Annotated in this window: 11 protein-coding genes and 1 other RNA gene; 9 read left to right on the top strand and 3 right to left on the bottom strand. The window is 65.8% G+C overall.

Annotation, left to right across the window (positions count from 1 at the left end; genetic code table 11):
- Window positions 1-352 precede the first annotated feature (352 nt).
- A complete protein-coding gene (locus ACCQ07_RS03770; RefSeq protein WP_218556270.1) occupies window positions 353-1,453 on the bottom strand; it encodes a glycosyltransferase in 1,101 nt (366 codons plus the stop codon).
- Between the two features lie 137 nt (window positions 1,454-1,590).
- On the opposite strand from ACCQ07_RS03770, the gene ACCQ07_RS03765 reads away from it, so the two are divergent.
- Together ACCQ07_RS03765 and ACCQ07_RS03760 are read left to right on the top strand one after the other, a co-directional pair.
- On the top strand, window positions 1,591-2,310 hold the full coding sequence (locus tag ACCQ07_RS03765; protein ID WP_011050505.1) for a response regulator: 720 nt from the start codon (window positions 1,591-1,593) through the stop codon (window positions 2,308-2,310).
- Window positions 2,307-3,809, top strand: coding sequence for an ATP-binding protein (locus ACCQ07_RS03760; protein WP_029818653.1), 1,503 nt, complete (start codon window positions 2,307-2,309; stop codon window positions 3,807-3,809). The genes ACCQ07_RS03765 and ACCQ07_RS03760 overlap by 4 nt, the downstream gene beginning before the upstream one ends.
- Window positions 3,810-3,996: 187 nt before the next feature.
- Here the strand turns inward: ACCQ07_RS03760 and ACCQ07_RS03755 are convergent, their stop codons facing one another.
- Together ACCQ07_RS03755 and yihA are read right to left on the bottom strand one after the other, a co-directional pair.
- Window positions 3,997-5,361, bottom strand: coding sequence for a glutamate--cysteine ligase (locus ACCQ07_RS03755; RefSeq protein ID WP_074038845.1), 1,365 nt, complete (start codon window positions 5,359-5,361; stop codon window positions 3,997-3,999).
- 391 nt (window positions 5,362-5,752) lie between these two features.
- Window positions 5,753-6,376: a ribosome biogenesis GTP-binding protein YihA/YsxC gene (gene yihA / locus ACCQ07_RS03750; RefSeq protein WP_031421051.1), complete on the bottom strand. Its 624-nt coding sequence runs from the start codon at window positions 6,374-6,376 to the stop codon at window positions 5,753-5,755.
- A gap of 143 nt (window positions 6,377-6,519) precedes the next feature.
- Between yihA and ACCQ07_RS03745 the strand changes: the two genes are divergently transcribed.
- The 7 genes from ACCQ07_RS03745 to betB all read left to right on the top strand — a co-directional run bounded on the left by ACCQ07_RS03745 (window position 6,520) and on the right by betB (window position 13,529).
- Window positions 6,520-7,317 carry a c-type cytochrome gene (locus ACCQ07_RS03745; RefSeq protein WP_014089367.1) on the top strand — a complete coding sequence of 266 codons (798 nt, stop codon included), beginning with the start codon at window positions 6,520-6,522 and terminating at the stop codon, window positions 7,315-7,317.
- Window positions 7,318-7,410: 93 nt separating this feature from the next.
- Complete coding sequence (locus ACCQ07_RS03740) at window positions 7,411-8,061, top strand: thiol:disulfide interchange protein DsbA/DsbL (protein WP_218532748.1); 651 nt, start codon at window positions 7,411-7,413, stop codon at window positions 8,059-8,061.
- Between the two features lie 91 nt (window positions 8,062-8,152).
- On the top strand, window positions 8,153-8,968 hold the full coding sequence (locus ACCQ07_RS03735) for a thiol:disulfide interchange protein DsbA/DsbL (protein ID WP_008576756.1): 816 nt from the start codon (window positions 8,153-8,155) through the stop codon (window positions 8,966-8,968).
- A 49-nt stretch (window positions 8,969-9,017) separates the two neighbouring features.
- Window positions 9,018-9,755 carry an endonuclease/exonuclease/phosphatase family protein gene (locus ACCQ07_RS03730; RefSeq protein WP_010377815.1) on the top strand — a complete coding sequence of 246 codons (738 nt, stop codon included), beginning with the start codon at window positions 9,018-9,020 and terminating at the stop codon, window positions 9,753-9,755.
- A gap of 61 nt (window positions 9,756-9,816) precedes the next feature.
- Window positions 9,817-9,893, top strand: a non-coding RNA gene (locus ACCQ07_RS03725) — sX9 sRNA.
- A gap of 143 nt (window positions 9,894-10,036) precedes the next feature.
- Entirely contained in the window at window positions 10,037-12,016 is a 1,980-nt protein-coding gene (gene betT, locus ACCQ07_RS03720; protein ID WP_008576754.1) for a choline BCCT transporter BetT, read from the top strand.
- A 40-nt stretch (window positions 12,017-12,056) separates the two neighbouring features.
- Window positions 12,057-13,529, top strand: a complete 1,473-nt coding sequence (betB, locus tag ACCQ07_RS03715) for a betaine-aldehyde dehydrogenase (RefSeq protein ID WP_372165214.1) — start codon at window positions 12,057-12,059, stop codon at window positions 13,527-13,529.
- The last annotated feature ends 120 nt before the right edge of the window (window positions 13,530-13,649 follow it).

Raw genomic sequence — 13,649 nt, 5'->3', positions numbered from 1 at the left:
CATAGGCGCATGGTGCCTAGCACCGCAGAAATTGGCACAACCTGCCAGGTTGAGCGCCGCGAGTATTGCAGTGGTAACGACAACGCGTGGTGGTGCGTGGACCATCGTGATCTCCCTGGCTGGATGGCACATCTGCGCACGGCCTGCAGACGGCGGACGCGGGCTGGGCCGCGCTGGTCCGGGAAGAGTTGCAGCTGACTGTGCTGCGCATTTGCCATCGCGCGCCGCGCGCCGGCGTGGATTGGCGCTTGCCGCCATCCGCAGCGCAGATGCAAGGCGCGTGCAGCACCTGCTTCGGCTTACGCGCGGGAAGATGCGTGGTTCGACAGTGGCGACGCAGGCGTTGTCGCCGTCAGTTTTCGACGGCAGCCGGCGCCGCGGCGACCGCAGCGTCCACTGCATGCTCCGGTAGCGAGGCCAGCACCGCAGCACGAAAGCGCGCGGCAAATGCCGCATCGTTGGCCTGGTAGAACGCGCGCGCGTTGGCCGACAACTGGTCCAGTTGGGCCTGTGGCAATGCCAGCGCGGTTTCCACTGCCTGCGCGATGCCTGCCGCGTCCACGTAGTAATACGATGCCAGACGACGCTGACGCACCTCGGCCACCGGCATCAGCACCCCGTGTTCGGGCCTGATCAATTCGTTCATCGGCTCGCCGTCGGTCGCCAACGTCACCGCGCCCACGCTTAGCGCTTCCATCAGGTAGTGCCCGAACCCTTCGGCCTCGGAGGGGCAGATATGGAACAGATGCGCGTTCTGCATGCGGCGCAGTTCGGCATCGTCCAGATACCCCACGCGGTGGTCGATGTTCGGGGCCACGACCGGCTTGCCGGCGGTGCGTGGGTTCTGCACCACCGTCAGCAGCGGCCACTCCGGATGCTGCTGCCAGGTGTCCAGCAAGACGCGCGTGCCCTTGGCGGTACTGCGCCCGGCCAGGTGGAAGAAAGCGCGCTGACGAAACACGCGTGGGTCATGGCGATCCGGGCTGGTGAAGCCGATGAAGCGCGTGGCGCACCCGAGGCTGCGGAAAATTCGCTCGGCATGGTGGGTCTTGCACAGCACCGCATCGAAGCGCGGCAGCAATGGCAGCCACTTGGGCAGCAGCCACTCCGGGTTGGGCACCAGCAGGTTGATCTGCCCCAGCGGCAGGCAGCGCTTGTACACGCGCTCGGAAAAGATCTGCAGCGGCACCCGCCCGAACAGCGTGCGGCTGGCCCACAGGCGTGCCTCGCGCCCAGTGTCGTGCAGGCGCTGACTGGTGAATCCCACTTCCTGCACCGGCACGCCGCCGGCGCGCAGCGTATCGGCCATCAGCACCATGTCGCGGGTCAGCCCCACGCCGTTGTCGCGACTGATCACCCGCATCATTGGAAATGCCTTGTCATGCACGCACGCGCCAGTACAACGGCATAGTGTCGATGCCGTGGCTTCCTGCGCGATGTCCTGGTCTGTCATGGTGCGTTACACGTGTGCCAATGGTTGACAAATTCGATCATTATGATGCGTGCTCCAGCCCTGCAATTGCGAGCACCATGTATCCGGCAGCCACCACCTTGCGCGGGCCAAGCTCCGCGCCACAGACGATGATCCCTATGGACCTGCAACAACCCTGCGTTCTCGTGGTCGACGACGATCCGGACCTGCGCAAGCTGATCGGCGAATTTCTGAGCGCTCACGGCTACCAGGTGGATATGGCCGAAAACGTGGCGGAGATGCGCTCTGTCATGGCGCAGCGCCGCCCGGATCTCATCGTACTCGACGTGATGATGCCGGGAGAAGATGGGCTGAGTGCAGCGCGCGCCCTGGCCAGCGAGCGCGGTTCACCTGCGGTCATCATGCTCAGCGCGCTGGGTAACGACACCGACCGCATCATCGGCCTGGAAGTCGGCGCCGACGATTACCTGGCCAAACCCTGCAATCCGCGCGAATTGCTGGCCCGTGTGCGCGCCCTGCTGCGGCGCAGCCAGGCCAGCAACGAACAGGCCGACCAGCGCGGAAACGTCTACGAATTCGCCGGCTGGCGGCTGGACGTGGTGCGCCGCGACCTGCGCGACCCGACCGGCATCTTCATCAATCTGTCCGACGGCGAGTTCGCGCTGCTGCGCACCTTCGTCGAACACCCGCAGCGCGTACTCAGCCGCGACCAGCTGCTGGACTACGCCCGCGGCCGCGACACCGACGTCTACGACCGCGCCATCGACAGCCAGATCAGCCGCCTGCGCCGCAAAATCAATGAGCGCGTCCATACCGAGTTGATTCGCACCGTACGCAACGAGGGCTACATGCTGCTGCCGAGCGTCTCGCGCCTGTGAGCAAACCGGCACGACGCGGGCTGTCGATCTTTGCGCGGACCTTTGTGTTGTTGGCGGTGGCCCTGGTCACCGCCCAGGCGGTGGGCATCGCCCTGTTGATGATGCGTACCCCCGTCTACGAGCCTCCGGTCCATCCGCCGGAAGTGGTGGCGCTGCTCTCCACCCGCATGCCGGCCGGTACCCAGACCCTGAAAGTGCACGAATCGGCGCAAGCCCCGGTGCCGCCGACAGGCCAGGTGCGCGACCCCTTCGCCGAAATGCTGCTTGCGCACTGGCTGGACGTGCCCGAAGGCCAGGTGCGGTTCTACCGCAACGCCAATGATCGTGAAGGCCCCCAGCCAGGCATGCTGCCGCCGCAGCGGTGGTCCAACCAGAACCACGCGGGCGAAGGCGGTGACGGGGCGCACGAACGCCCTGGCACGCAACCTCTGCCGCCGTTTCCGGACGACTGGCCGCGTGACGGCCACCCTGCTGCGCTGCCCGGCGACGGGCTGCGCCCGGACGAGTTGCCCGGCGCCTGGGAAAGCGAGCGCCTGACCCCCGGCGTACCGCTGCTGGACGGCTTCACCGCCGCCCTGCAACAACCCGATGGCCGTTGGCGTACGGTGGAATCGCCGCGTCGACGCCTCTCGGGCGAGTTCAAGACCCACGTCGTGCTGCTGTTCCTGGCCGGCCTGCTGGCCAACGTGCCGCTGGCATGGTGGTTTTCGCGCGCGCTGTCGGCACCGATCAAGCGCTTTGCCGAAGCTGCCGACCGCCTGGGCCGGAATCCCGATGCCGCCGCCCTGCAACGCAGCGGCCCGCCGGAAATCGTGCGCGCAGCCGATTCGTTCAACGCGATGCAGGCGCGCCTGAACCGCCTGATCAACGAACGCACGCACATGGTCGCAGCGATTGCGCACGACCTGCGCACGCCGCTGGCGCGGCTGTCGTTTCGTCTGGATGGCCTGCAGCCACCGCTGCGCGACAAGGCGCTGGCCGATATCAACGAAATGAAGGCGATGATTTCCGCAGCGCTGGACTTCATCCAGAACGATCGTCATCGCGGCGAGCGCGCGCCGCTGGATCTGCGCTTGCTGGTGGAGAGCGTGGTGGACAACGCCACCGATATCGGCGCCGACGCCGAGCTGCTGCCCGGCCCGGAAATCACCCTGGACGGCGACCCGCTGGCGTTGCGCCGCGCGGTCATGAATCTGCTCGAAAACGCGTTGAAGTACGGCAAGCGCGCCCGTCTGCAACTGCAGCGCGATGGCGAGGACGGCGTGTTGTGGATCGACGACGACGGCCCCGGCATCGACCCGACCCAGCGCGAACAATTGTTGCTGCCGTTCGTGCGTGGCGAGTCTTCGCGCAATCGCGACACCGGCGGCATCGGGCTGGGTTTGTCGGTGGCGCACAGCATTGTGCTGGCGCACGGCGGCGACCTGCGCCTGGACAATCGCCCGCATGGCGGCTTGCGCGTGACCGTACGACTGCCCTGCATGCCCGAGCGGCGCTGACGTGTGATGGAGTGCGGCCTGCCAGGCCGGGCAAGCGGCAGCTGTCATGATCCGAGCCCACCACCGCTGTTCCGGCCATGGCCTTGCGCGTCTGGCCACATCGGCTGACGCGACGACTCCGGCACGCAATCGCCCACGGCCAACTGCTGCCAGCGCCAGCACGCGCTGGCGACCGGCCAACCCACGCTCAGTAGGCGAACTCGCGGAACACGCGGTCGATATCGCCCTTCCATGCGCCGTGATACAGCGCCAGCTTGCGTTCGGCGGCGGTGACGCCGCTTTCGGCGATCTCGGCGATCACATCCAGAAAGCCGGTTTCGTCCTGCCCGTCGCGATTCAGGCGTGCGCGGCGACGCAGGCCCTCGCGCGCGATGTTGACCGCCTCCACTGCCAGATCGCGCGCGGTGCCATTGCGGAACGGCAGGCCCAACGCGTACTTGGGCACGCCGTCGCGCAGCGCATGGCGCTCGGTCGGACTGAAATCCTTGACCAGGTCCCAGGCCGCATCCAGCGCGGTCTGGTCGTACAGCAGGCCGACCCAGAACGCCGACAGCGCGCACAACCGATCCCACGGGCCGGCATCGGCACCGCGCATTTCCAGATACTTCTTCAAACGCACTTCCGGAAACGCGGTGGTCATGTGGTCGGACCAATCGCGCAGCGTCGGCAACGCACCCGGCAACGCCGGCAGCTTGCCCTGCATGAAAGCGCGGAAGCTCTGCCCGCTGGCGTCGTGATACACACCGTCGCGGTAGGAAAAATACATCGGCACATCGAGCAGGTAATCGACGTAGCGGTCGTAGCCGAAGCCGTCTTCGAACACGAAATCCAGCATGCCGGTGCGATCGGCGTCGGTGTCGGTCCAGATGTGCGAGCGGTAGCTCAGGTAGCCGTTCGGCTTGCCTTCGGTGAACGGCGAATCGGCGAACAACGCGGTGGCGATCGGCTGCAACGCCAGCGACACGCGGAACTTCTTCACCATGTCCGCTTCGGTGGCGTAATCCAGGTTGACCTGCACCGTGCAGGTGCGCGTCATCATGTCCAGGCCGAGCGAGCCGACCTTGGGCATGTAGTTCTTCATGATCTGGTAGCGGCCCTTGGGCATCCACGGCATCTGGTCGCGACGCCACTTGGGCTGGAAGCCCATGCCCAGAAAGCCCAGCTGCAATTCGCCGGCGACCTGCGCCACTTCGTCCAGATGGGTGCCGGTTTCCACGCACGTATGGTGCAGGGTTTCCACTGCCGCGCCGGAGAGCTCCAGTTGCCCGGCCGGCTCCAGCGTGACCGATGCACCATCGCGCAGCAGCGCGATGGTGCGGCCGTTTTCCTGCACCGGCTCCCAGCCGAAACGGGTCAGCCCGGTCAGCAAGGCCTCGATGCCGCGTGCCCCTTCGAAGGTGGGCGCACGCAGGTCATCCAACTGAAAGCCGAACTTCTCGTGCTCGGTGCCGATCCGCCAGTCCGCACTCGGCTTCTCGCCGGAAGCCAGCACCTGGACCAGCTCCGCGCGTTCGGTGATCGGCGTTTCGGCAACGTGGCTGGGACTCGACAAGGGCAGGCTCGCAAACGAAAGGGGTGGGACGATGTGGGGATCCTCCCCTGCCACCGCAAGGCCCGCACTATACCCGCCCGACGCGAAAGGATTGGCGACACCGGCGGGGCATGACATTTCCACCGATGCATGCCCGCCATCGATCGCGGCGATGGCGTGATCTGGATCAAATGACCGGGCTGCGCGTTCTGCAGCGCCGGCATCGTCCGACACAGCGCGGTCATCACCGCAAGCGTTGCCATGCGCGCCCCTACGCAATGCTCAGGCCGCGCATCGCTCCGCAGGCGACCCACCGATCACTGCCGCTGGAAACGCAAACGGCAGACCGAAGTCTGCCGTCGTGACGAGGCGCTGGGCATCCAGCCACGCCCGACACTCGTGTTGCACGGCATCATTCGGCCGCAGTGGTTTCCACATCCAGTCCCAGCCAAGCACCGACAATTGCGCGCAATTCGTCCACACCCTGGCGCGATTCGCCCGAGTAGGCCTGCACGGTCACGCTGTCGCCAAAGCGCGAGGTCACTTCCTTCTTGACCTTCTGCAGGGTCTGCATCTGCTGGCCACGGCCGAGCTTGTCGGCCTTGGTCAGCAAACCATGCGCGGGCAGGCCGCGTTCGGCGGCATAGCCGAGCATCTGCAGGTCGTAATCCTTCAGCGGGTGGCGGATATCCATCACCACCACCAGCCCGCGCAGCGCCTCGCGGGTGCGGAAATAGCGGTCGATGAAGGCCTGCCAGTGCGCCTGCAGGTCCTGCGGCACCTTGGCGTAGCCGTAACCGGGCAGATCCACCAGATAGCGCTCGGGCTGGATCTGGAAAAACACCAGCTGCTGGGTGCGGCCGGGCGTCTTGGACACGCGCGCCAGCGCGTTCTGGCGGGTCAGCGCATTGAGCGCGCTGGATTTTCCGGCGTTGGAGCGGCCGGCGAAGGCCACCTCGTAGCCGCCATCGTCGGGCAATTGCCGGGCGTTGTGGGCGGACAGGTGGTAGCGGGCTTGTTCGATAAGAAGCGACATCCGCTTAGGATCGCACGTTCGGGCCCGGCAGTTTTGCTGCACTGTTCGTTGACCCTGGCGCAAAGGCGTGTCGATAATCGAAGCACGCCTGCCACTGCCAGTACCCAACGCGCGCGGGCCGGGTCCATACGGAGCTTTAGCTGATGCGCCATGCTCGTGTGCTAGTCCTCGCCGCACTCGCCGTACCGGTCATTGCGGCCGTGGCGTTTGCGCAATCGGCAGTCACGCCGATCCCCGATCCGCCGCCGGTACGCGTTGCGCCGCTGGAGGTGGACCTGGCCAAGACCACCTGGGGAGATGCCAAGGCCGGCCAGACCAAGGCTGCTGCCTGCGCAGCCTGCCATGGACCGGACGGCAATCCGGCAGTGGCGATGTACCCGCGCATTGCCGGGCAGACCGAGCGCTACGTGGCGCATCAGGTGGCGTTGATTGCCAGCGGCGAGCGAAATACCGGGATGTCGGCGGTGATGGTGCCCTTCGTCAAGGACCTCACCGCGCAGGACATGCGCGACCTGGGCGCCTACTTCGCCACCCAGAAGGCCTCCGCCGGTGTCGCCGACGACGCGGCGATCGCCGAGGGCCCCTACCAAGGCATGAAGTTCTACGAGGTCGGCGAGAAGCTGTACCGCGGCGGCGACATCGCCCGCGGCGTACCGGCCTGCATGGCCTGCCATGGGCCATCGGGCGGCGGCAATCCGGGCCCGGCCTATCCGCGCCTGGGCGGACAGCATGCCGAGTACGTGGCGCGGCGCCTGAAGGAATACCAGGCCGGCACCACCCAGGAGCGCAATCCGGCGCTGTTCAATATCATGGCGCAGGTGGCGCATCCGCTGACCGAGCAGGAGATCCAGGCGCTGGCCAGCTATCTGCAAGGCCTGCATGATCGTGCCGACGACGCGGCAGCGGCGCAGCCACCTGCAGGAACGCCTGCACGTTCGTGAGCTGATCCCTGCCGTCGCCACGCCGCTTCACGACGCCGGTCCCGCGACCGGCGTCGTCGTTTACCGCTCTCCCCTCGCCCCCACGGAGCCCGCATGAAATTGCTTTCCCGTCTGCCCCTGCTGTTGATGTTCCTGTTGCCGCTGGTGGCCTGCGCCGCCGACAAGAAGGCCGCGCCGGTCGAAGGCGAGGACTACACCCTGATCGACGGCGGCCAGCCGTACGCCCCGCTGGCCGGCAAGGTCGAAGTGACCGAAGTCTTCGGCTACACCTGCCCGCATTGCGCACATTTCGAACCAGTGCTGGAAGCCTGGGTGGCCAAGCAGCAGGCATACGTACGCTTCACCCCGGTACCGGCCGCCTTCGGTGGCTTCTGGGACGCGTTTGCGCGCGCCTATTTCGCTGCCGACATCCTGGGCGTGGCCAAGCGCAGCCATCGCGCCATGTTCGACGCCATCCATGAAAAGCAGACCGTGCCCACCCAGAACGTGGCGCCCGAAGAACTGGCCGCGTTCTATGCCGGTTACGGAATCCCGCAGCAGCGCTTCATCGAGACCTACAAGAGCGAGGCGGTGGAGGCCAAGCTCAAGGCCGCGCGCGAGTTCGCGCTGCGCAGCAAGATTCCCGGCACGCCGGCCATCATCGTCAACGGCCGCTACCTGATCGGCGCACGCAATTACCCGGACATGTTGCGCATTGCCGACTACCTGATCGCCCGCGAGCACGCCGCGCCGGCCAAGCGCTGAACCGCATAACCGCCAGCGACGGCCGCGCGTGGCATCATGCGCCCCGCGGCCGTCCGGCCCTTTTCTCGCCCCACGCTGGAGATCCAATCCGATGAAGACACGCTTCGCCCTGACGCTGATGGCGCTGTTGCCGATCCTGGTCGCCTGCAAGGCGCAGGACGGTTCGTCCGACACCGCACCTGCCGCCACCACCCCAGCTGCCGAAACGGCGCCCGCGCCTGCTGCCGCTACCCCGGCCGCAGACCCGGCCGCTCCGCCTGCAGTCGGCGAAAGCGCCACCACTCAACCGCCCGCCGCGCCCAGCGCTGCCCCGCGTGCACCCAATGGCCCCGAGCCGGTCGCCGGCACCGATTATCTGGACATCGACGCTGGCCAGCCCTACCAACAGGCCGCCGGCAAGATCGAAGTGGCCGAAGTCTTCGGCTATGTCTGCCCTGCCTGCAACGCGTTCCAGCCGCTGATCGGGCCGTGGAAGGCCGGTTTGCCGTCGGACGTGCATTTTGTCTATGTGCCGGCCATGTTCGGTGGCACCTGGGATGACTACGGCCGCGCCTTCTATGCCGCCGAAACCCTGGGCGTGCAGGAAAAGACCCACGAAGCCTTGTACAAGGCCATCCACGTCGACCAGACCCTCAAGGGCGAGCGCGGCAAGGATTCGGTGCAGGACATCGCCGCGTTCTATGCCAAGTACGGCGTGGACCAGAAGACCTTCATCGACACCATGAGCAGCTTCGGCGTCTCGGCCAAGACCAACCGCGCCAAGCAGTTCGCCACCCGCAGCAAGATCACCGGCACCCCGTCGCTGATCATCAACGGCAAGTACCTGGTCAAGGGCCAGAGCTTCCCGGACATGCTGCGCATTGCCGATCACCTGATCGCGCGCGAACGCGCCACGCTGGCCAAGTGAGTCGCGCGAACGCAACGTCGTGAACGCTTCGGACTCGCGCACCCTGCGGGTGCTGACCGCCAATATCCAGGCCGGTTCCAGCACCCGCCGTTACAGCGACTATGTGACGCGTAGCTGGTCGCACGCGTTGCCGCTGGGCAGCAAGCGCACCAGCCTGGACAGCATCGCCAAGCTGGTCGGCGAACGCGACATCGTTGGCCTGCAGGAGGCCGACCCCGGCAGCCTGCGCTCGGGTTTCACCAACCAGACCCACTATCTGGCCGAGCGCGCCGGTTTCGATTATTGGAGCCACCAACCCAACCGCCGCATGGGCGGGGTGGCCTCCAGCGCCAACGGCTTGTTGAGCAAGCTGGAACCGGTGGAAGTGCAGGACCACGCCCTGCCCGGCCGCATCGGCGGGCGCGGCATCCTGCTGGCGAAATTCGGTGAGGGCCGCGATGGCCTGGCCGTGGCGGTGGCGCATCTGTCGCTGGGCGCCAATTCGCGTATGGCGCAGTTGGCCTTCATCGCCGAATTGTTGTCCGACCATCCCAACGCGATGTTGATGGGCGATTTCAATTGCATGGCCGATCGCCCGGAGATGCAGTCGCTCTATCGCCATACCCGTCTGCAACCGCCCAGTTGCGAGGTGCACACCTTTCCCAGCTGGCGTCCGGACCGGGCGATCGACCACATCCTGGTCAGCGACAGCCTGGTGATCGAACATACCGAAGCCATTCCGGCCGCGTTTTCAGATCACCTGGCGGTGGGCATGGATATCCGCGTGCCAAGGCAATTGCTGCGTTAAGAGCAGCCAACAGAACGACTGCGCAGCCGCCAGACGGGCGCGGCCGGTGCTCGGAATCGGCACGTACCGCTCGTACACTCCGGTTCTGAGCGCGCCGCCCACGCCCACCTAACGACTGCTCGCCACGCTGTGTTGGCCGCTCCAAACAACCGGAAAAGTGACGACGGGTTCGCATTGGCGAACTCGACCGCTGACACCCCCTCGACACCGCCTGTGCGATAACGCAGGCGGTTTTTCGTTGGGAGCACAACACGTGATACGCAGCGTATGAGTGCGTTGCCATGAGTGCGACAGCGCCGCACACCTTGCCGGTACGCACCCTGCGCCCGGTGTTCGTGCTGGCTGCCACGGTCGTGTGCACGTTTGCCTTGCTGGTGTCGTTGTTTCCGCTGGAATCGGGGCGTGTGCTGCTGGATGCGCAGACCTGGGCGTCGCGCAATGTCGGCTGGTACTACCTGCTGGCGATGACGCTGTATCTGGTGTTCGTGCTGGCCACGGCCCTGTCCAGCTACGGCAACATCAAGCTCGGCGCCGATCACGACGAGCCGGAATTCAGTTATCTCTCCTGGGCCGGCATGCTGTTCGCCGCCGGCATCAGCATCACGCTGTTCTTCTTCTGCGTCTCCGAGCCGCTCACGCATTATCTGCAACCGCCCCAGGGCGGTACCGGCAGTGGCGAGGCGTCCGCGAGACAGGCGATGCAGGTGCTGTTCCTGCATTGGGGCCTGCATGGATGGGGAGTGTTCGCACTGGCCGCCATGGCGCTGGCGTATTTTGCCTTCCGCCATAACCTGCCGCTGGCGTTGCGCTCGGCGTTGTACCCGCTGATCGGCAAACGCATCAACGGGCCGATCGGCTATACCGTGGATGCGTTGGGCATCGTGGCCACCGTGTTCGGCCTGGGCGCGGACATGGGCTTTGGCGTGCTGCATCTCAACGCCGGCCTGAGCACCTTGATGGACGTGCCGCATACGCACTGGGTGCAGGTGGCGCTGATCGTGGCGATGATGGGCGCGGCCATCGTGGTGGCGGTGTCCGGCGTCGAAAAGGGCGTGCGCTGGATGTCGGACATCAACATGCTGCTGGCCATTGCGCTGCTGTTGTTCATGCTGTTCGCCGGACCGACGCAGTACCTGCTCAATGCGCTGATGCAAAACCTGGGCGACTACCTGGGCAGCGTGGTCAACAAGAGTTTCGACGTGTATGCCTACGGTGGCCGCGCCGATTGGCTGGGCAACTGGACGGTGTTCTATTGGGCCTGGTGGATCGGCTGGGCGCCGTTCGTCGGGCTGTTCATCGCGCGCATCTCGCGCGGCCGCACCATTCGCGAATTCGTGTTGGGGGTATTGCTGATCCCGCTCGGGTTCACCCTGGCGTGGCTGTCGATCTTCGGCAACAGCGCGCTGGATCAGCTGCTGCATCACGGCCAGGCAGCATGGGCGCAGCAGGCCATCGATGCACCGCAGACGGTGTTGTATTCCCTGCTGCAGAGTTATCCCTGGAGCCACACGGTGATCACGGTCACGGTGGCGATCAGTTTCGTGTTCTTCGTGACCTCCGCCGATTCCGGCACGGTGGTGTTGTCCACGCTCTCCTCCCACGGCGGCGAACCGCACGACGATGGCCCGCGCTGGCTGCGCGTGTTCTGGGGCGTGCTCACTGCCGTGGTCACGGCAGGCTTGTTGCTGGCCGGCAGCATGGACGCACTGAAATCGGCGGTGGTGCTGGCGTCGCTGCCATTCTCTGCAGTGCTGCTGCTGATGGCCTGGGGCCTGTCACGCGCCCTCAGCGAAGAATCGCAGCGCAAACGCGCGCAGCTTTACAGCCCCAGCCCCTTGATCGGGCAATCGCGTCATCACGGCGGCTGGCGCCAGCGGTTGGGCCAGGCGATGCACTTCCCGGCGCGCGATGAGGTGTATCGCTTCATGCACGACCAGGTGCGCCCGGCCATCGAAGCGGTCACCGCACAGCTGCAGGAGGAAGGCTGGAAGGTCAGCAGCCGCATCGACGACGGCGACATGGAAATCAGCGTCGATCATGGCGAACAGCAGGGTTTCCGCTATCAAATCGTGATGCGCGGCTATCTGACTCCGTCGTTTGCCGCGCAGCGCTTCCGCAACCAGCGCTACTACCGCGCCGAGGTCTACCTGTACGAAGGCAGCCAGGACTACGACCTGGTGGGCTACAGCCGCGAACAGATCATCAACGACATCATCGATCAATACGAACGTCACCTGCAGTTTCTGCACCTCACCCGCTGAAGGTGCGTCGCTGCGGCGACCGTCCCACAGGAGGTTTGTCATGCCACGTTTTTCCGACCAGTTGCTGTATATCGGCGGCCGTTATGTTCCCGCCCGCGGCGGCCACACGTTCGAAGTGGTCAACCCCGCCACCGGCGAGGTGCTGGCCAACGTGCACAATGCCGGTGCCGACGATCTGGACGCCGCGGTCGATAGCGCGCAGGCAGGCCAGCGACAATGGGCGGCCCTGACGACAGTGGAGCGCTCGCGCATTTTGCTGCGTGCGGTGGCGTTGCTGCGCGAGCGCAACGATGCGCTGGCGGAATTGGAAACGCTCAACACCGGCAAGCCGCTGAGCGAAACGCGTAGCGTGGATGTGGTCACCGGAGCCGACGTGCTGGAGTATTACGCTGGCGTTGCGCAGGCGCTGCAGGGTGCGCAGGTGCCCTTGCGCGAAGGCAGCTTTTTCTACACGCGCCACGAACCGCTGGGCGTTGTGGGTGCAATCGGCGCGTGGAATTACCCCATCCAGATCGCGCTGTGGAAAGCCGCGCCCGCCCTGGCCGCCGGGAACGCGATGATCTTCAAACCCAGCGAAGTTACCCCGCTCACCGCGTTGAAACTGGCCGAAATCTTTACCGAGGCCGGCCTGCCCGATGGCGTGTTCAACGTGTTGCCCGGCGATGGCTCCAGCGTGGGCACGGCGCTCACCGAACATCCGCAGATCGAAAAGATCAGCTTCACCGGCGGCACCGCCACCGGCCGCAAGGTGATGGCCAGCGCATCAAGTTCGTCGCTGAAGGAGGTGACCATGGAGCTGGGCGGCAAGTCGCCGCTGATCGTCTGCGCCGATGCCGACCTGGACCTGGCGGCCGACATCGCCATGATGGCCAACTTCTACAGCTCCGGGCAGGTGTGCACCAACGGTACCCGCGTGTTCGTGCCGCGCGCCTTGCGTCATGCATTCGAAGCGCGCCTGCTGGCCCGCGTGCAACGGATCCATATCGGCGATCCGCTCGATGAGCGCACCACCTTCGGTCCGCTGGTCAGCGCCGCGCATATGCAGCGCGTGCTGGAGCATATCGAACAGGGCAAGGCCGAAGGCGCACGTCTGCTGTGCGGCGGCGAGCGCCTGCAAGACGGCGCACTGGCGCAGGGCTATTACGTGGCGCCGACCATCTTCAGCGATTGCACCGATGTAATGACCATCGTGCGCGAGGAAATCTTCGGGCCGGTCCTGAGCCTGCTCACCTACGACGACCAAGACGAAGCGGTGACGCGCGCCAACGCCACCACGTATGGGCTGGCTGCAGGCGTGGTCACGCCGGATCTGGCGCGTGCACATCGGCTGATCCATCGCCTGGAAGCGGGCATTTGCTGGGTCAACACCTGGGGCGAGTCGCCGGCACCGATGCCGGTGGGCGGCTACAAGCAGTCGGGCGTGGGGCGCGAAAACGGCCTGGCGACCTTGGAGGCCTACACGCGCACCAAATCCGTCCAGATCGAACTGGAACGTTACGCGTCGGTGTTCTGAGGGCAGAGAGCCAGCGCACGCAAGCGCGGTAGCAATAACGCGCCGCTATCGCTCCCCGGGAGCACGCTTGGGTCTGTGCCATATGCCTTGATCGCCACCGCACCGTTACCGCATCAGGAG

It is taken from the genome of Xanthomonas sp. NCPPB 3583, assembly GCF_041475715.2.
In the GTDB taxonomy this organism is placed as follows: domain Bacteria; phylum Pseudomonadota; class Gammaproteobacteria; order Xanthomonadales; family Xanthomonadaceae; genus Xanthomonas; species Xanthomonas euvesicatoria.
Note: the sequence above shows the minus strand (reverse complement) of the source record. Positions and strands in the feature narration are given on the sequence as shown.

Excerpts from the sequence above, each read along its gene's own strand:
- ACCQ07_RS03770 (WP_218556270.1), bottom strand. The coding sequence starts at position 1,453 with ATGACAGACCAGGACATCGCGCAGGAAGCCACGGCATCGACACTATGC.
- ACCQ07_RS03765 (WP_011050505.1), top strand. The coding sequence starts at position 1,591 with ATGGACCTGCAACAACCCTGCGTTCTCGTGGTCGACGACGATCCGGAC.
- yihA (WP_031421051.1), bottom strand. The coding sequence starts at position 6,376 with ATGTCGCTTCTTATCGAACAAGCCCGCTACCACCTGTCCGCCCACAAC.
- ACCQ07_RS03745 (WP_014089367.1), top strand. The coding sequence starts at position 6,520 with ATGCGCCATGCTCGTGTGCTAGTCCTCGCCGCACTCGCCGTACCGGTC.
- ACCQ07_RS03740 (WP_218532748.1), top strand. The coding sequence starts at position 7,411 with ATGAAATTGCTTTCCCGTCTGCCCCTGCTGTTGATGTTCCTGTTGCCG.
- ACCQ07_RS03735 (WP_008576756.1), top strand. The coding sequence starts at position 8,153 with ATGAAGACACGCTTCGCCCTGACGCTGATGGCGCTGTTGCCGATCCTG.
- betT (WP_008576754.1), top strand. The coding sequence starts at position 10,037 with ATGAGTGCGACAGCGCCGCACACCTTGCCGGTACGCACCCTGCGCCCG.
- betB (WP_372165214.1), top strand. The coding sequence starts at position 12,057 with ATGCCACGTTTTTCCGACCAGTTGCTGTATATCGGCGGCCGTTATGTT.